This is a genomic window from Burkholderia sp. 572 (assembly GCF_040545135.1).
Classification (GTDB): Bacteria; Pseudomonadota; Gammaproteobacteria; order Burkholderiales; family Burkholderiaceae; genus Burkholderia; species Burkholderia cepacia.
Window position 1 is genome coordinate 31328 of record NZ_JBEPLH010000033.1, and the last position, 19307, is coordinate 50634.

20 protein-coding genes are annotated in these 19307 nt (G+C 68.1%); 12 read left to right on the forward strand and 8 right to left on the reverse strand.

Annotation, left to right across the window (positions count from 1 at the left end):
- Window positions 1-3: 3 nt before the first annotated feature.
- The gene (locus ABIC51_RS37010) at window positions 4-1248 is read right to left on the reverse strand and encodes a sarcosine oxidase subunit beta family protein (RefSeq protein ID WP_006480591.1); all 1245 of its coding nucleotides are present in this window, start codon (window positions 1246-1248) and stop codon (window positions 4-6) included.
- 14 nt (window positions 1249-1262) lie between these two features.
- The gene (locus tag ABIC51_RS37015; protein ID WP_027790628.1) at window positions 1263-2648 is read right to left on the reverse strand and encodes an L-serine ammonia-lyase; all 1386 of its coding nucleotides are present in this window, start codon (window positions 2646-2648) and stop codon (window positions 1263-1265) included.
- 302 nt (window positions 2649-2950) lie between these two features.
- Here ABIC51_RS37015 and ABIC51_RS37020 point away from each other — a divergent pair, with 302 nt between their 5' ends.
- The 8 genes from ABIC51_RS37020 to denD all read left to right on the forward strand — a co-directional run bounded on the left by ABIC51_RS37020 (window position 2951) and on the right by denD (window position 11121).
- Entirely contained in the window at window positions 2951-4024 is a 1074-nt protein-coding gene (locus tag ABIC51_RS37020; protein ID WP_027790627.1) for a GlxA family transcriptional regulator, read from the forward strand.
- 200 nt (window positions 4025-4224) lie between these two features.
- Window positions 4225-4929 (forward strand): FadR/GntR family transcriptional regulator, encoded by a 705-nt coding sequence (locus ABIC51_RS37025; protein WP_027790626.1) that lies wholly within the window; start codon window positions 4225-4227, stop codon window positions 4927-4929.
- Window positions 4930-4993: 64 nt separating this feature from the next.
- Window positions 4994-5890 (forward strand): L-threonate dehydrogenase, encoded by an 897-nt coding sequence (gene ltnD / locus ABIC51_RS37030; protein ID WP_226245380.1) that lies wholly within the window; start codon window positions 4994-4996, stop codon window positions 5888-5890.
- 19 nt (window positions 5891-5909) lie between these two features.
- Complete coding sequence (otnK, locus tag ABIC51_RS37035; RefSeq protein WP_059682301.1) at window positions 5910-7199, forward strand: 3-oxo-tetronate kinase; 1290 nt, start codon at window positions 5910-5912, stop codon at window positions 7197-7199.
- Entirely contained in the window at window positions 7196-7834 is a 639-nt protein-coding gene (gene otnC / locus ABIC51_RS37040) for a 3-oxo-tetronate 4-phosphate decarboxylase (RefSeq protein ID WP_060357758.1), read from the forward strand. Before otnK ends, otnC begins: the two co-directional genes overlap by 4 nt.
- A gap of 113 nt (window positions 7835-7947) precedes the next feature.
- Window positions 7948-9273, forward strand: coding sequence for an MFS transporter (locus ABIC51_RS37045; protein ID WP_042972687.1), 1326 nt, complete (start codon window positions 7948-7950; stop codon window positions 9271-9273).
- Between the two features lie 68 nt (window positions 9274-9341).
- Window positions 9342-10121: a 2-oxo-tetronate isomerase gene (gene otnI, locus ABIC51_RS37050; RefSeq protein WP_175901099.1), complete on the forward strand. Its 780-nt coding sequence runs from the start codon at window positions 9342-9344 to the stop codon at window positions 10119-10121.
- Window positions 10122-10149: 28 nt separating this feature from the next.
- Window positions 10150-11121 (forward strand): D-erythronate dehydrogenase, encoded by a 972-nt coding sequence (denD, locus tag ABIC51_RS37055; protein WP_060082558.1) that lies wholly within the window; start codon window positions 10150-10152, stop codon window positions 11119-11121.
- A 43-nt stretch (window positions 11122-11164) separates the two neighbouring features.
- On the opposite strand, the gene ABIC51_RS37060 is transcribed toward denD, so the two are convergent.
- The 3 genes from ABIC51_RS37060 to ABIC51_RS37070 all read right to left on the reverse strand — a co-directional run bounded on the left by ABIC51_RS37060 (window position 11165) and on the right by ABIC51_RS37070 (window position 14114).
- Window positions 11165-12250, reverse strand: a complete 1086-nt coding sequence (locus ABIC51_RS37060) for a lysylphosphatidylglycerol synthase domain-containing protein (RefSeq protein ID WP_175901096.1) — start codon at window positions 12248-12250, stop codon at window positions 11165-11167.
- The gene (gene hpnI, locus ABIC51_RS37065; RefSeq protein ID WP_175856158.1) at window positions 12247-13416 is read right to left on the reverse strand and encodes a bacteriohopanetetrol glucosamine biosynthesis glycosyltransferase HpnI; all 1170 of its coding nucleotides are present in this window, start codon (window positions 13414-13416) and stop codon (window positions 12247-12249) included. The genes ABIC51_RS37060 and hpnI overlap by 4 nt, the downstream gene beginning before the upstream one ends.
- Window positions 13417-13481: 65 nt before the next feature.
- Window positions 13482-14114 carry a hypothetical protein gene (locus ABIC51_RS37070; protein ID WP_175901080.1) on the reverse strand — a complete coding sequence of 211 codons (633 nt, stop codon included), beginning with the start codon at window positions 14112-14114 and terminating at the stop codon, window positions 13482-13484.
- Here ABIC51_RS37070 and ABIC51_RS37075 point away from each other — a divergent pair.
- From ABIC51_RS37075 to ABIC51_RS37085, 3 genes are all read left to right on the forward strand, one after another.
- A complete protein-coding gene (locus ABIC51_RS37075; RefSeq protein ID WP_021156343.1) occupies window positions 14113-14772 on the forward strand; it encodes a response regulator in 660 nt (219 codons plus the stop codon). The two genes, ABIC51_RS37070 and ABIC51_RS37075, sit on opposite strands and share 2 nt — an antisense overlap.
- Complete coding sequence (locus ABIC51_RS37080) at window positions 14769-16223, forward strand: ATP-binding protein (protein WP_175901077.1); 1455 nt, start codon at window positions 14769-14771, stop codon at window positions 16221-16223. Before ABIC51_RS37075 ends, ABIC51_RS37080 begins: the two co-directional genes overlap by 4 nt.
- Before the next feature lie 69 nt (window positions 16224-16292).
- Window positions 16293-16820 carry a cytochrome b gene (locus ABIC51_RS37085; protein WP_060318499.1) on the forward strand — a complete coding sequence of 176 codons (528 nt, stop codon included), beginning with the start codon at window positions 16293-16295 and terminating at the stop codon, window positions 16818-16820.
- A gap of 267 nt (window positions 16821-17087) precedes the next feature.
- Here the strand turns inward: ABIC51_RS37085 and ABIC51_RS37090 are convergent, their stop codons facing one another.
- Window positions 17088-17363 carry a DUF4148 domain-containing protein gene (locus ABIC51_RS37090; protein ID WP_175901126.1) on the reverse strand — a complete coding sequence of 92 codons (276 nt, stop codon included), beginning with the start codon at window positions 17361-17363 and terminating at the stop codon, window positions 17088-17090.
- Window positions 17364-17434: 71 nt separating this feature from the next.
- Complete coding sequence (locus ABIC51_RS37095; RefSeq protein ID WP_175862673.1) at window positions 17435-17779, reverse strand: DUF4148 domain-containing protein; 345 nt, start codon at window positions 17777-17779, stop codon at window positions 17435-17437.
- Between the two features lie 241 nt (window positions 17780-18020).
- Between ABIC51_RS37095 and ABIC51_RS37100 the strand changes: the two genes are divergently transcribed.
- On the forward strand, window positions 18021-18710 hold the full coding sequence (locus ABIC51_RS37100) for an aspartyl/asparaginyl beta-hydroxylase domain-containing protein (protein ID WP_060082562.1): 690 nt from the start codon (window positions 18021-18023) through the stop codon (window positions 18708-18710).
- Between the two features lie 96 nt (window positions 18711-18806).
- Here the strand turns inward: ABIC51_RS37100 and ABIC51_RS37105 are convergent, their stop codons facing one another.
- Window positions 18807-19172, reverse strand: coding sequence for an ASCH domain-containing protein (locus tag ABIC51_RS37105; protein WP_060357764.1), 366 nt, complete (start codon window positions 19170-19172; stop codon window positions 18807-18809).
- Between the last annotated feature and the right edge of the window lie 135 nt (window positions 19173-19307).

Here is a 19307-nt window from a genome sequence, read left to right on the forward strand (position 1 = left end):
CGTTCAGTGCGCGACGGCGGCTGCGCCGTGCTCGTCGATCAGGTGGCCCGTGTAGAAGCGGTCGAGCGCGAACGGCGCGTTCAGCGGATGCGGTTCGTCGCGCGCGATCGTGTGCGCGAACACCCAGCCCGAGCCGGGCGTCGCCTTGAAGCCGCCGGTGCCCCAGCCGCAGTTGAAGTAGAGGCCCTTCACGTCGGTCTTGGTGATGATCGGGCACGCGTCCGGCGACACATCGACGATGCCGCCCCACTGGCGGTTCATCCGCACGCGCGAGAACACCGGGAACATCTCGACGATCGCCTGCAGCGTGCTTTCGATGATGTGGAAGCTGCCGCGCTGGCCGAAGCCCGTGTACTGGTCGATACCCGCGCCGATCACGAGGTCGCCCTTGTCGGACTGGCTGATGTACGCGTGCACCGCGTTCGACATGATCACCGAGTTGACGACCGGCTTGATCGGCTCGGACACCAGCGCCTGCAGCGGGTGGCTTTCGATCGGCAGGCGCACGCCGGCCATGTCGGCGAGCGTCGTCGTGTTGCCGGCCGCGACCACCGCCACCTTCTTCGCCTTGATGAAGCCCTTCACCGTATCGACGCCGACCACCGCGCCGCCTTCGCGGCGAATGCCCGTCACCTGGCAGTTCTGGATGATGTCGACACCCGCGCGGTCCGCGCCGCGCGCGAAGCCCCAGGCCACCGCGTCGTGACGCGCCACACCGGCGCGGCGCTGGATCGATGCGCCGAGCACCGGATAGCGGCTGTTCAGGTTGATGGTCGGCTCGATTTCCTTGATCTGCGCGGGCGTCAGGAATTCGGCGTCGACACCGTTCAGGCGGTTCGCGTTCACGCGGCGCTCGGTGTCACGCACGTCCTGCAGCGTGTGGGCCAGGTTCATCACGCCGCGCTGGCTGAACATCACGTTGTAGTTCAGGTCCTGCGACAGCCCTTCCCACAGCTTCATCGCCTTCTCGTACAGCGCGGCCGATTCGTCCCACAGATAGTTCGAGCGCACGATCGTCGTGTTGCGCGCGGTGTTGCCGCCGCCGATCCAGCCCTTCTCGAGGATCGCGACGTTCGTGATGCCGTGTTCCTTCGCGAGGTAGTAGGCGGTCGCGAGGCCGTGGCCGCCGCCGCCGACGATCACGACGTCGTATTCCTTCTTCGGTTCCGGGCTCTTCCACTGCTTTTCCCAGTTCTCGTGATACGAGAGACCGTTGCGGAACAGGCTGAATATCGAGTAGCGGCTCATGTTGTGGTCCTTCGTTAGCATTCGATGACGTTCACGGCCAGACCGCCGCGCGACGTTTCCTTGTATTTCGTCTTCATGTCGGCGCCCGTCTCGCGCATCGTCTTGATGACCGAGTCGAGCGACACGTAGTGCTGGCCGTTGCCCTTGAGCGCCATGCGCGACGCGTTCAGCGCCTTGATCGCGCCCATCGCGTTGCGCTCGATGCACGGGATCTGCACGAGCCCGCCGACGGGGTCGCAGGTCATCCCGAGGTTGTGCTCCATGCCGATCTCGGCCGCGTTCTCGACCTGGTCGGGCGTGCCGCCCATCACCGCGGCGAGCGCGGCGGCCGCCATCGAGCACGCGACGCCCACTTCGCCCTGGCAGCCGACTTCCGCGCCGGAGATCGACGCCGTTTCCTTGTAGATGATCCCGATCGCCGCGGCCGTCATCAGGAATTCGACGATGCCGGCTTCGTTCGAGCCCGGCACGAATTTCACGTAGTAGTGCAGCACCGCGGGAATCACGCCGGCCGCGCCGTTGGTCGGCGCGGTGACGACACGGCCGCCCGCCGCGTTCTCCTCGTTGACGGCCATCGCATACAGGTTGACCCAGTCGAGCATCGACAGCGGGTCGCGCAGCGACTCTTCCGAACGCGCGCGCAGGCGGGCATTCAGCTCGGCCGCGCGGCGCTTCACGCGCATCGGGCCCGGCAGGTCGCCCTCGACCTTGCAGCCGCGCTCGACGCAGGCGGCCATCGTGCGCCAGATCGCGAGCAGCCCGGCGCGCACTTCGTCGGCGGGGCGCAGCGCGCATTCGTTGCGCATCATCAGCTCGGCGATCGACAGCCCGTGCTCGCGGCACTGGCGCATCAGGTCGTCGCCGGTGCGGAACGGGTACGGCACCTCGACCGCCGCGCGCACGCCGTTCACGCGATCGCCGTCGCGGTTCACGACGAAGCCGCCGCCGACCGAGTAATACTCTTTCTCGACGAGCAGCTGGCCGTGTTCGTCGAAGGCCTGGAAGCGCATCCCGTTCGGGTGCACGATGCTCGTGCCGCTCATCAGCTTGCGATAGAAGCCGATGTGTTCCTTTTCGTCGAAGCGCACCGTCTGCTTGCCGAGCAGCGACAGCGATTTCTCCGCGCGGATCGCGGCCAGGCGCGGCTCGATCAGGTCGGGATCGATCGTGTCGGGCAGGTGGCCCTCGAGGCCGAGCAGCACGGCCTTGTCGGTGCCGTGGCCCTTGCCGGTCGCGCCGAGCGAGCCGTATAGTTCGACCCGCACGCGGCGCACGAAACCGAGCAGGTTCGCGTCCTCCACGTGCGACGCGAAGCGGCACGCGGCGATCATCGGGCCGACCGTGTGCGAACTGGACGGGCCGATGCCGATCTTGAACAGGTCGAACGCGCTGACGTTCATCTGGCTTCCTCTGGATGGGGACATACATCAAGTGACGTTGGGCACCAGTACATCAAAGCGTAAAATCGGCCGATAGAACAAAAACGGCATCGGCGTGGGATACCGCCGCCAAGCGCCGCGCCGGCGGGCCGGAAAGTGCGTTTTGGCGATGGTTCGCGACGGAAAACCACAAGTCGCGCCGGAGCCGATCGGCGACGCTGGCTGCATCCGCGTCGCCCGGCCGTGCCCGACTGCCGTACCCGCGTTACCCGTATCGACAGACTGAGTGAGACCGCCTGCCCGGCGTGAAGAGATTGGCCGCGATGACACCCGACGTACCCGCTTCCCCCCTCGCAGAACCCGCACCGCGACGCATCCGCTTCGGCATCGTGCTGCTGCCGAACTTCACGCTGACGGCCTTCTCGGGCTTCGTCGACATGCTCCGGCTGTCGGCGGACGACGGCGACTACAGCAAGCCCGTGCGCTGCGCGTGGAGCGTGATCGGCGAAACCCTCGCGCCGGTGCGCGCGAGCTGCGGGATCCAGATCACGCCATGGGAAACCTTCGACGCGGCCGAGCCGTTCGACTACGTGGTGGTGGTCGGCGGGCTGCTGCATTCGGGGCCGCAGGCGGGCCCCGAGACGCTCGACTTCATCCGCCGCGCGGCGGCCGGCGGCGCAACGGTCGTCGGGATCTGCACCGGCGTGTTCACGCTGATGCGCGCAGGCGTGCTCGACGGCTACCGCACCTGCGTGAGCTGGTTCCATTACTGGGATTTCATCGAGCGCTTTCCGGCCGCCGATCCCGACCTGCTGATCGCCGACCGGCTGTTCGTGATCGACCGGCGCCGCATCACCTGCTCGGGCGGCCGCGCGTCGATCGACGTCGCCGCCGCGATCCTGCTGCGCCATTTCGATCACGCGACCGTGCAGAAGGCGCTGCGCATCCTGCTGGTCGGCGAGATGCAGAAAGGGAATGCGCCGCAGCCGCATCCGCCGGGCCTCGAGCCGGCGACGCACCCGAAGGTCAAGCGCGCGATTCTCCTGATGGAACAGCATGTCGGGCGGGCGCTGTCGCTCGACGAGCTCGCGAACAAGCTCGACCTGTCGACGCGGCAGCTCGAACGGCTGTTCAAGGCCGAAACGGGCAAGAGCCCGCAGGCGTTCGCGAAACAGGTGCGGCTGCGCACGGCCGCGTGGCTGCTGACCAGTTCCGACCGCACGGTGGCCGATATCGCGTCGAGCTGCGGGTTCGCCGATGCGTCGCACCTCGGACGCGAGTTCCGCAAGCAGTTCGGCGTGCCGCCAGCGACTTATCGGGAGCGCGGCGGCGAAGTGGCGGAAGCCGGCGCGACGGCAGATGCGACGGACGACTCCGTCGAGGACATCGCCGACTGACCGCCAACGCACCCGCACGGCTCTTTCCCGCCCGGTCGACCCACCGCGAAGCGATAGGCGATCGCGTCGATTTCCCTTCAAATGGAACCGGTTTCAGTTGATTTGGCCGACGTTGCCCTCCGTTGATTGAGGGTTATCCCGGATGCTTCATCGCGCTCAAATTTGTATGATGACCACATAACCTTACAAGCCAGAGCACCATGTTCGAGAAAATTCCCGCCCGTGCGATGAGCGACCATGTCGCGCAGCAACTGCTCAAGCAGATCGAAGTCGGCAGCTTCTCGGCCACCGGCAAGCTGCCGACGGAGGCCGTGCTCGCGCAGGAATTCGGCGTGAGCCGCACCGTGATCCGCGAGGCGATCTCGCGGCTGAAGAACGAAGGCGTGGTCGAGCCGCGCCAGGGCAGCGGCGTGTACGTGAACCAGCACGGCGCGATCCGGCCGCTGCGGATCGACTATGCGGAAGCGGTCGAGGCCACCTCGCTACCGCACCTGCTCGCGGTGCGCCGCGCGATCGAGGCCGAGGTCGCGGCCGAAGCGGCCCTGCACCACACCGACGAAGACATGGCCGACATCGACGAGGCGCTGCGCAAGATCGACGATGCCGTGGCCGAAGGGCGCGACGGCGTCGCGGAAGATGTCGCGTTCCACCGCACGATCGCGGCCGTCACCGGCAACCCGTATTTCCTGAAGACGCTGCAGTTCCTGAACCAGTACCTCGAAGCCGGCGTGAAGGTCACGCGGCGCAACGAAGCGACGCGTGAAGACTTTTCGCGCCAGGTGCGCGAAGAACACGCGGCGATCGCCGACGCGATCCGCGCGCGCGACCCGATGGCCGCGCGCAACGCGGCACGCACGCACATGTACAACGCCGCCCGCCGTCTCGCGGAAGCCGGCATCTGCTGAAGCCGGCGGCGGCGGCCGTTACAGGCGCCGCCGCTGTCACGAACCTCTTCCGAATCGATCAAGGTTGACCATGTCACGAAATGTTGGAGTCATCGGCCTCGGCGCGATGGGCCTCGGCGTCGCCCGCTCGCTGCTGCGCGCCGGCCTGCGCGTGCACGCATGCGACGTGCGCGACACCGTGCTGCAGGCATTCGCGGCCGAAGGCGGTATCGCCTGCGCGACGCCGGCCGAACTCGGCGCGCAGTGCGACGTCGTCGTCACGCTCGTCGTGAATGCCGCGCAGACCGAAACGGTGCTGTTCGGCGAGCACGGCGCGGTCGCGGCGATGAAGCCGGGCGGCGTCGTGATCGCCAGCGCGACCGTCGCACCGGAATTCGCGGTCGCGCTCGGCGCACGCATCGAGGCCGCCGGCCTGCAGATGCTCGATGCGCCCGTGTCCGGCGGCGCCGCGCGCGCGGCCTCCGGCGAGATGACGATGATGACGTCGGGCCCGGCCGCCGCGTACGCGGGCTGCGAGGACGTGCTCGCCGCGATCGCCGGCAAGGTCTATCGACTCGGCGATGCGCACGGCATCGGCTCGAAGGTGAAGATCATCAACCAGTTGCTGGCCGGCGTGCATATCGCAGCAGCAGCCGAGGCGATGGCGCTGGGCCTGCGCGAAGGCGTCGATGCCGACGCGCTGTACGACGTGATCACGCACAGCGCCGGCAATTCGTGGATGTTCGAGAACCGCGTGCCGCACATCCTGAACGGCGACTACACGCCGCTGTCGGCCGTCGACATCTTCGTGAAGGATCTCGGCCTCGTGCTCGATACCGCGCGCCGCAGCAAGTTCCCGCTGCCGCTGTCGGCCACCGCGCACCAGATGTTCATGAGCGCGTCGAGCGCCGGCCACGGCGGCGAGGACGATTCCGCCGTGATCAAGACCTTCCCCGGCATCACGCTGCCGCCCGCCCGCTGATTCGAACGACGTACCCGCCATGACCGCTCCCGTTTCCCGTCCCCTGCTCGGCTGCATCGCCGACGATTTCACCGGCGCGACCGATCTCGCGAACATGCTCGTGAAGAGCGGCATGCGCACCGTGCAGACGATCGGCGTGCCCGCCGACGGCGCCACGCTTGATGCGGACGCGATCGTCGTCGCGCTGAAGTCGCGCACGATCCCCGCGGCCGACGCCGTCGCGCAATCGCTCGCCGCCTACGCATGGCTGCGCGAGCAAGGCTGCCGGCAATTCTTCTTCAAGTACTGCTCGACGTTCGATTCGACCGACGCAGGCAACATCGGGCCCGTCGCCGATGCGCTGCTCGATGCGGCCGGCGGCGGCTTCACGATCGCGTGCCCGGCGTTCCCCGAGAACGGCCGCACGATCTATCGCGGCCACCTGTTCGTCGGCGACGTGCTGCTGAACGAATCGGGCATGGAAAACCATCCGCTCACGCCGATGAAGGACGCGAACCTCGTGCGCGTGCTGCAGCGGCAAACGAAGTCGCCCGTCGGCCTGATCCGCTACGACACGATCGCGCTGGGCGCGGCCGCCGTGCGCACGCGGATCGACCAGTTGCGTGCGGAAGGCGCACGATTCGCGATCGCCGACGCGCTGTCGGACCGCGACCTCTACGTGCTCGGCGAAGCCTGCGCGGGCCTGCCGCTCGTCACCGGCGGCTCGGGCATCGCGCTCGGCCTGCCCGCGAATTTCCGCCGCGCGGAGCAACTGCCCGAGCGCGACAACGCGGCGTCGCTGCCGCGTATCGACGGCCTGTCGGCGGTGCTCGCCGGCAGCGCATCGAAGGCCACCAACGCGCAGGTCGCCGCATGGCGCGCCACGCGGCCGAGCTTCCGCATCGATCCGCTCGCGGCATCGCGCGGCGAACCCGTCGTCGACCAGGCACTCGCGTTCGCGCGCACGCACCTGCCGCAGCCCGTGCTGATCTACGCGACCGCGACGCCTGACGAAGTGAAGGCCGTACAACAAGCGCTCGGCGTCGACGCGGCCGGCCATCTCGTCGAAGCCACGCTCGCGGCGATCGCGCGCGGGCTGCGCGATCTCGGCGTGCGCAAGTTCGTCGTCGCCGGCGGCGAGACGTCCGGCGCGGTCGTGCAGGCGCTCGACGTGAAGTCGCTGCAGATTGGCGCGCAGATCGATCCGGGCGTGCCGGCGACGGCCACCATCGACGCAGCGCCGCTCGGCCTCGCGCTGAAGTCCGGCAACTTCGGCACCACGGACTTTTTCGACAAGGCGCTGCGCGCGCTGGACGGAGCCGCACGATGAGCGACGAAGCGAAACTGCGCGAGGAGATCTGCGTCGTCGGCGCCAGCCTGTACGCGCGCGGCCACGCGGTCGGCAGCGCCGGCAACATCAGCGCGCGGCTGCCCGACGGCTGGCTGATCACGCCGACCGACGCGTGCCTCGGCCGGCTCGACCCGAACGACATCGCGAAGGTCGGCCTCGACGGCCAGCCCGTATCGGGCGGCAAGCCGTCGAAGACCCTCGCACTGCATCGCGGCATCTACGCGCGCAATGCCGAAGCGAGCGGCGTCGTCCACACCCATTCGACGCACCTCGTCGCGCTGACGCTCGCGGGCGTATGGCGCGACACCGACGTGCTGCCGCCGATCACGCCGTACTACGTGATGAAGGTCGGCCACATTCCGCTGATCCGCTACCGCCGCCCCGGCGATCCGGGCGTCGCCGCGGAAGTCGCGGCGCTCGCCGACCAGGTGCGCGGCGTGCTGCTCGACCGCCTCGGCCCCGTGATGTGGGGGCCATCGGTGTCGCACGCGTCGTATGCGCTCGAAGAACTCGAGGAAACGGCGCGGCTGTGGCTGATGACGAACCCCAAACCCGAACCGCTCGACGAGGCCGCGCTCGACGAATTGCGCGCCAGCTTCGGCGCGCGCTGGTAGCGACGTACCCCGCAACGATTCCCATGCCCGCCGTGTGCGCGGGCCCTTCCGTCAGCACACACAATGATCCGGCGGCGTACACGCCGCCGGCACACAACATTCTGGAGACGACGATGACTGCTCTCGACGCGGCCGCTGGCCGCTCGCCCGCCGCGCCCGCCCATGCCGCGGAACTCGACCGCACCTACAAGAAAGTGTTCTGGCGCATCGTGCCGTTCCTGATGCTCTGCTACGTGGTCGCGTATCTCGACCGCGTGAACGTCGGCTTCGCGAAGCTGCAGATGTCGCAGGATCTCGCGTTCAGCGAAACCGTGTTCGGGCTCGGCGCCGGCATCTTCTTCCTTGGCTATTTTCTGTTCGAACTGCCAAGCAACATGCTGATGCACCGCATCGGCGCACGCATCTGGATCGCGCGGATCATGATCACGTGGGGCCTGCTGTCCGGGCTGTTCGCATTCGTGCAGACGCCCACGCAGTTCTACGTGCTGCGCTTCCTGCTCGGCCTCGCGGAAGCCGGCTTCTATCCCGGCGTGATCCTGTATCTCACGTACTGGTTCCCGTCGCATCGCCGCGCGAAGATCATCGCGGTGTTCATGTCGGCGATTCCCGTGTCGGGCATCTTCGGCAACCCGCTGTCGGGCTGGATCATGGAGCGCTTCCACGGCGGCTCGGGTTTCCACGGCTGGCAATGGATGTTCATGATCGAAGCCGTGCCGGCCGTGCTCGTCGGCATCGCGACGATCCTGTATCTCGACAACAGCATCCGCGGCGCGAAGTGGCTCGACGAACGCGAGAAACAACTGCTGGAGGACGAGATCGCCGCGCAGCCGCAGGAACAGCAGCAGCACGGCCACTCGCTGAAGGCCGTGTTCGCCGACCCGCGCATGTGGTGGATGTCGCTGATCTACTTCGCGTTCGTCACGGGCCAGTACGGCCTCACGTTCTGGATGCCGACGCTCGTGAAGTCGACCGGCATCACCGATACGCTGCAGATCGGCCTGCTGTCCGCGATCCCGTTCCTCGTCGCGATCGTCGTGATGAACCTGTTCGGCCACAGCGCGGACAAGCGCCGCGAACGCCGCTGGCACCTGATCGTGCCCGCGCTGATGGGCGCGGTCGGGTTTGCGGTCGCCGCGTCGTACTCGCACAATACGGCGGTGTCGATCGTGTTCCTGTCGCTCGCGGCGGGCGGCGTGCTGACCTGCGCACCGCTGTTCTGGTCGCTGCCGACCGCGTTCCTCGCGGGCTCAGCGGCCGCCGCCGGGATCGCGATCATCAACTCGGTCGGCAACCTCGCCGGGTTCGCGAGCCCGTACGTGATCGGCTACCTGAAGGACGTCACGCACAGCACGGCGTCCGGCATGTACGTGCTGGCCGCGATGCTCGTGATCGGCGCGATCGCCGTGTGGCTCACGCCCGCGAAACTCGTGAACCGCTGAACCGCCGAGTTGCCATTCGACGCGGGGCGACGTATGCCCCGCCCCATTCATTCACAGGACCCGCTGCCATGCCACGCTTCGCCGCCAACCTCTCGATGATGTACACCGAGCACGCGTTCCTCGAACGCTTCGCCGCTGCCGCCTACGACGGCTTCAAGGCCGTCGAGTACCTGTTCCCGTACGACTTCGCCGCCGAGGACATCCGCGCGCGCCTCGACGCGCACAACCTCGAACAGGCGCTGTTCAACGCGCCGCCCGGCGACTGGGCCGCGGGCGAACGCGGCACCGCATCGCTGCCGGGCCGCGAGGACGAGTTCCGGCGCGGCATCGACCAGGCGCTCGACTATGCACGCGTGCTCGGCAACCGGAAGCTGCACGTGATGGCCGGGATGGTGCCGCCGGGCGCCGACCGCGCGCGCCATCGCGACACCTACCTGTCGAACCTGCGCCATGCCGCGCAGGCCGCTGCCGCGCACGGCATCACGATCCTGATCGAGCCGATCAACCAGCGCGACATGCCCGGCTATTTCCTGAGCCGTCAGGACGACGCGCAGGCGATCCGCGCGGAAGTCGGCGCGCCGAACCTGAAGGTGCAGTTCGACTGCTACCACTGCCAGATCGTCGAAGGCGATCTCGCGACCAAGCTCCGGCGCGATTTCGCGGACATCGGCCATATCCAGATCGCGGGCGTGCCCGACCGCCACGAGCCGGATCTCGGCGAACTCAACTACCCGTATCTGTTCGAGCTGATCGACACGCTCGGCTACGACGGCTGGATCGGTTGCGAGTACCGCCCGAAGGCCGGCACGTCGGAAGGGCTCGGCTGGCTCAGGGCCTGCTCCCGCTAATTCACGCATTCCTCGGAAGGTAACGAACATGAAAGTACTGATCACCGGCGGCGCCGGCTTTCTCGGCCAGCGTCTGGCGCGCAAGCTGCTCGAGCGCGGCGAACTGAGCGGCCCCGACGGCCGCAGCGAGAAGATCGACGAGCTGGTGCTGCTCGACGTCGTCGAAGGCAGCGATTTCGGCGATGCGCGCGTGACGTCGATCGTCGGCGACATCGCCGATCGCGCGGTGCTCGAACGCGCGATCGACACGCAAACCGGCGCGATCTTCCACCTCGCGGCAATCGTCAGCGGGCAGGCCGAAGCCGATTTCGATCTCGGCATGCGGATCAACCTCGACGCGTCGCGCGCGCTGCTCGAAGTGTGTCGCGCCCGTGGCCACCGGCCGCGCGTCGTGTTCACGAGCTCGGTCGCGGTGTATGGCGGCACGCTCCCCGACGTCGTGCAGGACGACACCGCGCTGAACCCGCAATCGTCGTACGGCGCCGAGAAGGCGATCGCCGAGCTGCTGCTGTGCGACTACGCGCGGCGCGGCTTCGTCGACGGCCGCGTGCTGCGGCTGCCGACGATCAGCGTGCGGCCGGGCCGCCCGAACGCGGCCGCATCGTCGTTCGCGAGCGGCATCATCCGCGAGCCGCTGAACGGCGAGGAAAGCGTGTGCCCGGTGCCGGGTTCGACGCGGCTGTGGCTGCTGTCGCCGCGCGGCGCGATCGAAGCGCTCGTCGCGGGCTGCGAAATCGACAGCGCGAAGCTCGGCAACAAACGCGTGATCAATTTGCCCGGCCTGTCGGTATCGGTCGACGAAATGATCGCGGCGCTGCGCGAAGTCGCGGGCGACGAAGTCGTGAAGCTGATCCGCCATGTGCCCGACGAGCGCGTCGAGAAGATCGTCGGCAGCTGGCCGGGCCGCTGGGATACGTCGCGCGCGGAAGCCCTCGGATTGACGGGCGACACGTCGTTCGCGGACGTGATCCGCAGCCATCTCGCCGACGAACGGCGCTGATTCCCGCGCCGCCGGCCGGGTGGGCACGGCCTGCGTGGCCGCGTCAATGCGGCCGGGCGGATTCCCCGATGGGCAACGACGCGCGTTTCGTTCCGCCCGGCCGGTTCGCCGAACCGGCCGCCCACTGCCACGCGAGCAGGCCCGGCAGATAGAACAGCAGGTCGCGCACGCGGCGGGCGCCGGCCAGGGCGAGACACGTCGGCGGATCGAACCCGAGGAGCCCGCCGATCAGCACGAACCCGCCCTCCTGCACGCCGAGGCCGCCCGGCATCAGGAACGCGATACTGCTTGCGAGCTGGATCAGCGCCTCGATCGCGAGCGCCTGCGCGAAGGTCGGCTCCGCGCCGAGAAAGACCAGCGCGAGCCAGATTTCCAGCGCGTAGCCCACGAACTGCAGGGGCTGCCAGATCGCGAGGTAGCGCACGACGATGCCGGTCTTTCTCCAGATCATCCGGATCGACTGATCGGTACGCGCCGATTCACCGACGAGCGCCACCACCTTCCCGCTCGTGACGCGGTTCAGCACGCGCATCGCGCGCTCGAACGGCCGCGCGTGCTGCACCAGCGCGAACAGCAGCAGCACCGGCACCAGCGCGGCCATGCCGATCGCGAGGTTGCCGGCCACCCGGGCGGCATCGGACGAGACGTGCCCGAGCACGTAGCCGATCGCGACCAGCGCGAACACCAGCTGGCTGATCAGCGTCAGCTGCATGTCGGCGACGAGGCTGGCCACGATCGTCGCCGGCCGCACGCCCGCCTGCCGCAGCAGGTCGAACGACACGATCTCGCCGCCGATGCGCGCGACTGGCAGCAGCCCGTTGATCGATTCGCGAATCCACACGAGTTTCAGCATCGTCGCGAACGACGGCCGGCGCGGGCCGCGGATCAGCATCCGCCAGTCCCACGCATTCGCGAGCATCGGCAGAAGGTGAACCAGCGCCGCGAGCAGCAGCCCGGCGCCGGCAATCTGCAGGCGATGCAGGATGTCCAGCGGATGCTCGCGCCAGATCAGCCACACGGCGAGCGCCAGCCCGCCCAGCGCCGCTGCCTGCCCCGCGCGCCGAAGCCGCGCGTCGCTGCGCGTGGCGTTCCGGGCTGCGTCGCCGCCGGGGTTCGTCTGCGTCGTCATGATTCGCTCGCTGGCGACAACCGCCCTTCCCGGTTCACGCGAAAGCGCGTGCCGCGCCACACGACATGCGACGAGAAGAAGCTCGACACGAACACGAAGAACTGCAGGAGATCGACGAACGGCAGCCAGATTGCGCCGCGCAGCCCCGCGCCGGTTGCACGGCTGGTTTTCAGCATCAGCAGCACCCGTGCGGCGAGCGCCGCGACCGCCAGCGCGCACGCGGCGGCCGTGCCGCCCGAGAACAGCAGCGCCAGCAGCGCGAGCGGCACCGGGTGCATCAGCACCGAGCCCGCATGACCGAGCCGGTCCGCCGCGCGAATCGTGCAGCTCCAGCGCAACTCGTGGGCGTACAGCCTTGAGAACGTCTCCTCGACGCACGCATGCCCGACGACGAACGGCGGAATGACGACCTGCGCGCCCGCCTGCCGCACCGCTTCGCCCAGCGCGTGATCCTCGGCCAGGTGATGCGCGAATCGCGCGAGGCCGCCGATACGTTCGAGCGTTGCGCGCGTGATCGCAATCGTCTGGCCAAAGCAGGGACGCGCACGCCCGATGCAGAGCCCGGTGATCACGCCCGGCAGGAAATGGTAGTTCGTCATCGCGACGGCGATCCTGGGCCAGAAACCCGGCGATGCGACACCGCGGTACACGCTCGTCACGATGCCGACATCCGGCTGCTGCAGCGCGCCGACGACCGCGCGCAGATAATCGCGCTCGACCAGCACGTCGCTGTCGGCGAGGCACAGCACCGCATACTCCGCGTGTTCGAGCATGTTCACGAGATTGCCGATCTTGCGGTTCGGCCCGTACAGCCGCGCATCGGCGACGACCTTGATGTTCGCGTCAGGGTAGCGTGCACGCAGCGTCTCGACGGCCGCGAGGGCCGCGTCGCCTGCATCGTGCACGCCGAACAGGTGCTGGACGGGGCCCGGATAATTCTGCACGAAGAAGCTTTCGAGATGCTGTACGAGCTGCCACTCGTCGCCGTGCAGCGGCTTCGCGACGGTGACGCCCGGATACTCGCGCGGCTGCGCCGCCGGCCTCGAAAAGAACCGCCCGACCAGCACGCTGGCCGCGACCGTATACGCAATACCCAGCAATACGCCCAGCCCGCAGACGATCGACATCGCGCCGGCCAGCGCGTGCAGCACATGCAGCAACACCATGCGATTCCCCAGTGGTGGCCCGGCGGGACCGTGGTGCGTCGGGGCGGGCACGCGCGAAGGCGGGCTCACCCGTGTGCGTAGCGGAACCGATTTCCGTTGAGCCGGATATGAAGGATGACCAACCGACGGTACGCGCAATCGGATGACACGGCTACCGTGTGACGATCGATTCCGGTCACGTGTACGAATCCGCATGCCAGCGCCGCCCTGAACGCCGCGCGGGCAAGCTTACGGACCGAAAGGATCGCGGTGACGATCGCGACGACGGTCCACATGCGAAACGTCGTCGTCGTGAAAAATGCCTCGGGTACGCGCAGCGCCAGCCATGAAACCAGCACGAAGCACTGGACGAACATGCCGGCCAGCGCGGCGATCAGCAGGTAGGCGCGCCATCGCTCGATCGTTGAGGGGGCCATGAGGAATGAATCTCCCGTACGGGCGACTCGCGTCGATCGGACGTCGATCGGCAAGGTCGCGGATTGACGGGCAAGCCGGACAGGCGTGACCCGGTTCGGGATCAGGGGCAGCGGAAAATCCCCCCTGGAAACGGTGTGGCCGATGGTAGCGGGATTGCCGCCGCCGAACCTTAAGCGTTCTTCAGAATCGGGAGAAGTTTGATCCAGCACAATTACATTCCGTTGCGCGGCAGGCGCGTCGCACTCGTACAATCGCAGGCATCCTGCCCCCGAATCGACCATGCGACTCCTCCTTGTTGAAGACGACGACCTGATCGGCAGCGGTCTCGAGATCAGCCTGACCCAGGCCGGCTATCACGTCGACTGGTTGCGCGACGGTCACGCAGCGGCAGCCGCCCTCGCGACGACGCGCTTCGCGCTCGTCGTGCTCGATCTCGGCCTGCCCGGGAAATCGGGCACCGAGCTGCTGCGCGCGTTGCGCGATGCGGGCGACACCGTCCCCGTGCTGGTCCTGACCGCGCGCGGCACCGTGGCCGACCGCGTCCGCGGCCTCGACGACGGCGCCGACGACTATCTCGCGAAACCGTTCGAACTGACCGAAGTGCTCGCCCGCTGCCGTGCGCTCGTGCGCCGCTCGCAGGGCCGCGCCGGCGACGAGATCGTGTGGCGCGACATCACGATCGACCTGACCGCCCACACGGTGACACGCGATGCGTCGCGCATCGCGCTCACGTCGCGCGAGTGGGCCATCCTGGTTCAGCTGGTCAGCCACCCGGGCGCGCCGCAGTCGCGCTCGCGCCTCGAGGACACCCTGTACGGCTGGCAGGAAGGTATCGAAAGCAATGCGATCGAGGTGCATGTGTCGAACCTGCGCAAGAAGCTCGGCGCGGAACTGATCCGCACCGTTCGAGGCGTTGGCTACGTCGTCGATCTCGCATGACGTCCCGCTCGATACGGCGCCGCGTTTCGTCGATGGCGCTCGGCTGCGTGACGGTCGTGTGGCTCGCCGCCGTGTTCGGCAGCTTCCGGTATGCGACGCGCGAGATCGGCGAATGGGAAGACGCCCGCCTCGTCGAATATGCATCGCTGCTGGTCAACCTCTCGCCTGCCGACCTCGGCCGCCTCGCCCGTGTTCCGCCGGACGCGCGTATCGAACTGGATCGCCGCGGCTCGAAACCCGGCCCCGAAACCGACGGCGATCGCCTTCCGCGCGACGTGCTGTTCGAGGTGCGCGACGCACGGGGCCAGGTCGTCGCGTCGAGCCTCCCGGCCGGCGCCGCCGGCCTGCCCGACGCGCACGACCCGCGCGGTCTTCCTGAAACGATCGTCATCCGCGACGCGTCATGGCGGACGCACACGCTGCGCGACGACGCGTCGGGGCGCTGGATCCGCGTGATGGAAATCGCGAACACGCGCAGCGACCTGGCGACCGGCACCGCGCGCGGCATCGTCCTGCCGTTGATCGTCGCGCTCCCGGTGCTGGCGCTGCTCCTCTGGTATCTGATCGGACGCGGTCTCGCGCCGTTGAAGACGCTGTCGACGCTGATTGGCGCGCGCGACGCGCGATCGCTCGAACCGCTCGGCATCGCTGCCGTGCCGGACGAAGTGCGTCCGCTGGTCGACGCGATCGACCGCCTGCTGGCCCGGCTGCGGCAATCGATCGTGCGCGAGCGCGCGTTCACGTCCGACGCCGCGCACGAGCTCAAGACACCGCTTGCCGCGATCAAGGTCCAAGCCCAGGTAGCCATCGCGACCGACGATCCGGCACTCCAGCGGCTCGCGATGCAGCGGGTCGTTCAAGGCGTCGACCGCAGTGCGCGTCTCGCCGAGCAGTTGCTGCTGCTCGCGCGGCTCGACGAATACGAACGCATTCCGACACGCGCCATCGCCGTTCGCGAACTCGTCGACGCTGCGCTCGACCGCCATCTCGCGAAGGCGTCGGACAAGGCCATCGACCTCGTGGCCGGCCCCGTCTCCGGACGCGCGATCGATGCCGATCCGATCCTGATCGGCATCCTGCTCGACAACCTCGTCGACAACGCCGTGAAGTACGGCCGCCCGGGCGGCCGCATCGAGCTCGGCGTGCACGACGACGGCGCACTGCAATGCATCGTCGTTCGCGACGACGGGCCCGGCGTCGCCCCCGGCGAGTACGAGCGGCTCGGCGACCGCTTCTATCGCGGCAGCGGCGCGCAGTCGCCCGGCAGCGGGCTCGGGTTGTCGATCGTCACGCGCATCGCGCAATACCTGGGCGGCACCGTGCAGTTCGGGCCCGGCATCGGCGGCCAGGGTCTCGGCGTCGCGGTTGCACTGCCGTCGGCGGACGCGGGCGAAGCGCGGCCGGCAGGCTCACCCGACGACCGATCACCGCATGAGATGCCGCGTGCTTAACGTTTCGTTAAGCATGCGGTCGTAGAATCCACCCGTCCAATACCGTCCCCGTCGTACGCAGGAGCCTTCATGTCCACACCCGCCCGTTATGACACCGTTGCGCGTTTTCTTCACTGGCTGATCGTCGCGCTGATCGTCGCCCAATATGCGATCGGCTGGACGATGCCCGACGTGCATCGCGATACGCAACCCGTCGGCCTGATCGCCGCACACCTGATCGTGGGCACCGCACTGCTCGCCGCGATGGCCTGCCGCGTGCTGTGGCGCGCGACGCATCGCCCGCCGGCGAACGACCTGTCTCCCGCAATGCGTGCGCTGTCGGGCGTCACGCATTTCGCGCTCTACACGCTGCTGATCGCCGTGCCGCTGCTCGGCTGGATCAACGCATCGTCGCGCGCGTGGGGCGTGACGCTGCTCGGGATCGTGCCGCTGCCCGCGCTGTCGGCGGCCGGTTCCGGATTCGGCCACGCGATGGGCGATGTGCACGGCATCCTCGCCTGGGCGCTGTTCGCCGGCATTTGCCTGCACGTCGCAGCGGCGCTGGCGCACCGCTTCGTGCTGCGCGATCAGATCCTGCAGCGCATGATGCCCTGGTGATCGCGCGATCGGCAGCACGGCATGCCATCGCGCGCATGAACCGGCCTGCCGCCAGCGCCGCACCCGTCGTCGCCCCGGCTCATCGCGCGATCGGCCGGCCTGACCATCGCGCGCCGCCGGCCAGATGATCGCGGCGCCGAGCGAAGCGGCGCGCGATGACGGGCACGGCGGCCGGTGTCCTTCCACCGCGTCGGGCGGCACGAACGGCTGCCGGACGGCCGTGCCGCGAACACGACGGCCTGAAGTCGCACAAGACCATATCGACACCTAGTTGCTGTTCTGCGCCGGCATACCGGCCGCCGGTGCATGCGCGCCGGCAGCCGCCATCCGGGCCCGGTCCTGATCGGCAAGCTTCGCTAGCGCCGCCTGGAGGTCCGCCGGATACTCGCCGTCGTCCCCTTTCGCCGGGTCGTACCCGGCTGCTTCCAGGCGCATCAATTCGTCGCGAACCTGCGCGCGCGTCAGCGGCGCGGCCGATTGCGCGAAGGCCGACTGACCGGCGATCGCGCCGATCATCATCAGTAGTGCGATATATGTTTTCATCATGAACTCCTTCAATGTTCCGTATCGATCAACCTGGGTGAATGCCTGCTCTGCGAACGCGGGCGGCTGCGTCAGCTGCCGAAATAGATCGTGCAGAAACTCGCCGGGCCGACGCATGCGGCGGAACGCTGGCGCGGCGCCATCGTCGCCGGCTTGCCTGCATCGGACGAGGCGGCCGGCTCGCTGCCGACTGCCGTGCGGGCCTGGCGCTGCGGCATCCGTTCGACCTGCTGCCGGAACAGCGGGCTCACGTCCGGATACGACGTATCGGTCACGAAGCGCAGCCCCTGGTTCTCGGCATCGATCAGTTGCTGCCTGACCTGCGCGCGCGTCAGTGCCTGCGCCGATGCGGGCGCCGCGGCACCCGCGAAAGAAATCGCCGCCACGGCGGCGGCCACCAGCCAATGCTTGTTCATGTTCCACTCCTCGAGAAGTCAACGAGACGACGTGCTACACCCATATGACGACGGAGCGTGTGCATTTATTCCCGCATGTCGCGGCTCGATTCACGCGGCTTCTCCGGCTCCGGGGGCGCGTGGAACGAACATTCATGAACCTGTCATTCTTTCGTCAGCCGGCGTAACCTGACGTAACGCAGCGCCCGACCCGCTTCGGGCAGACTGACGTCACCCTTTCCGGATCGCGCCTCGATCGACCATGTCCGTCGCTTACGACTATGCAGCCGGCCTGCTGCGCACGCTGTACGACCGCCATATCGACGGCGGCGCGGTGCTCGATACGGCCGCGTTTCCCGATGCCGAGCGTTTCGTCCGTGCGTGGCCCGCCATCCAGGCGGAGGCATTCGCCGTGGCGCGCGACATGGCGCGCATCCCGCGCTTCCACGAGATCATGCGCGAGCAGTACGACATCTCGGCCAACGATGCACGCGACTGGCGGATGTTCATCATGCAGGCGTACGGCCAGCCGTTCCCGCGCAACCTGTCGCGCTGCCCGACCGTCGCGTCGATCGTCGCGACGTCGCCGGACGTGCTGTCCGCATCGCTGTCGTTCCTCGCACCCGGCAAGCACATTCCACCGCATCGCGGGCCGTTTCGCGGCATCCTGCGCGGCTATCTCGTGCTATCGATGCCGAAGCGCGCGGACGGTGCGCCAGCCGCCGTGCTGAAGGTGGACGGCCACGAATACCGGCTCGACGAAGGCCGTTTCCTGCTGTGGGACGATACGTTCATGCACGAGGTGTGGAACGACAGCGACGCCGTGCGGATCGTGCTGCTGCTCGATATTCGCCGACGCGGGATGCCGCGCCTGCTCACGTGGCTGTCGAATGCGGTGATCGGCATCGTGCGGATCGGGATCAGGATTCGCGGGCGATCGATTCCGGTTTAGCGCGGGCGGCGGGCACGCTCCGGGCGACTCTTCATTTCGACTGCCCTCTCTTGTGTCGAAAGGGCGTTCGGCTCGCCCCTGATGCAGGCGAAATCATCAGGATACCTTTCCGAAATCATCCGGCAACGCATAGATGCCGCGCTTCGCGACGCACGGAACAGGTGGCGCGATCTGCCGAACGTTCGCCAGTTCCCAGCACACGTATCCGGCACACCACTGCTTGCCTTGCGAGCGGGCTTCATCGGGCGTCCAGTCGTGCACCCCCACGACATCGACCATCGCGAGCGCGATACCGTCGGGATCCTCCTGCCCGTCCTGCCGCAGGAAGATCGTGTTCTGCACCAGCACGAGATCGCGCAACGGGATGGCCGGCGGCGCCCACGAGCGGATTTCCACGCGTTTGCGGCCCGCGACGATATCGTCGACGGCCGGGTTGACGATCGACAGCGCGGATCGCGGCATGGCGGGGATTTCCTTCATCGGCAAGTGGAGAGCGTGCGACCGTCGAGCGGCATGGCGGCCCGGGCAGGATTGTTGCCGATCCGAGTGATCGTGTCGATCGCGACGGATCGACACGCCGGCGCACGGCGACTACGA

What these genes read in the sequence shown, in the direction of transcription:
- ABIC51_RS37010 (WP_006480591.1), bottom strand. Translation starts at nt 1,248, where the DNA reads ATGAGCCGCTACTCGATATTCAGCCTGTTCCGCAACGGTCTCTCGTAT.
- ABIC51_RS37015 (WP_027790628.1), bottom strand. Translation starts at nt 2,648, where the DNA reads ATGAACGTCAGCGCGTTCGACCTGTTCAAGATCGGCATCGGCCCGTCC.
- ABIC51_RS37020 (WP_027790627.1), top strand. Translation starts at nt 2,951, where the DNA reads ATGACACCCGACGTACCCGCTTCCCCCCTCGCAGAACCCGCACCGCGA.
- ABIC51_RS37025 (WP_027790626.1), top strand. Translation starts at nt 4,225, where the DNA reads ATGTTCGAGAAAATTCCCGCCCGTGCGATGAGCGACCATGTCGCGCAG.
- otnK (WP_059682301.1), top strand. Translation starts at nt 5,910, where the DNA reads ATGACCGCTCCCGTTTCCCGTCCCCTGCTCGGCTGCATCGCCGACGAT.
- otnC (WP_060357758.1), top strand. Translation starts at nt 7,196, where the DNA reads ATGAGCGACGAAGCGAAACTGCGCGAGGAGATCTGCGTCGTCGGCGCC.
- ABIC51_RS37045 (WP_042972687.1), top strand. Translation starts at nt 7,948, where the DNA reads ATGACTGCTCTCGACGCGGCCGCTGGCCGCTCGCCCGCCGCGCCCGCC.
- otnI (WP_175901099.1), top strand. Translation starts at nt 9,342, where the DNA reads ATGCCACGCTTCGCCGCCAACCTCTCGATGATGTACACCGAGCACGCG.
- denD (WP_060082558.1), top strand. Translation starts at nt 10,150, where the DNA reads ATGAAAGTACTGATCACCGGCGGCGCCGGCTTTCTCGGCCAGCGTCTG.
- ABIC51_RS37060 (WP_175901096.1), bottom strand. Translation starts at nt 12,250, where the DNA reads ATGACGACGCAGACGAACCCCGGCGGCGACGCAGCCCGGAACGCCACG.
- hpnI (WP_175856158.1), bottom strand. Translation starts at nt 13,416, where the DNA reads ATGGTGTTGCTGCATGTGCTGCACGCGCTGGCCGGCGCGATGTCGATC.
- ABIC51_RS37075 (WP_021156343.1), top strand. Translation starts at nt 14,113, where the DNA reads ATGCGACTCCTCCTTGTTGAAGACGACGACCTGATCGGCAGCGGTCTC.
- ABIC51_RS37070 (WP_175901080.1), bottom strand. Translation starts at nt 14,114, where the DNA reads ATGGTCGATTCGGGGGCAGGATGCCTGCGATTGTACGAGTGCGACGCG.
- ABIC51_RS37080 (WP_175901077.1), top strand. Translation starts at nt 14,769, where the DNA reads ATGACGTCCCGCTCGATACGGCGCCGCGTTTCGTCGATGGCGCTCGGC.
- ABIC51_RS37085 (WP_060318499.1), top strand. Translation starts at nt 16,293, where the DNA reads ATGTCCACACCCGCCCGTTATGACACCGTTGCGCGTTTTCTTCACTGG.
- ABIC51_RS37090 (WP_175901126.1), bottom strand. Translation starts at nt 17,363, where the DNA reads ATGAAAACATATATCGCACTACTGATGATGATCGGCGCGATCGCCGGT.
- ABIC51_RS37095 (WP_175862673.1), bottom strand. Translation starts at nt 17,779, where the DNA reads ATGAACAAGCATTGGCTGGTGGCCGCCGCCGTGGCGGCGATTTCTTTC.
- ABIC51_RS37100 (WP_060082562.1), top strand. Translation starts at nt 18,021, where the DNA reads ATGTCCGTCGCTTACGACTATGCAGCCGGCCTGCTGCGCACGCTGTAC.
- ABIC51_RS37105 (WP_060357764.1), bottom strand. Translation starts at nt 19,172, where the DNA reads ATGCCGCGATCCGCGCTGTCGATCGTCAACCCGGCCGTCGACGATATC.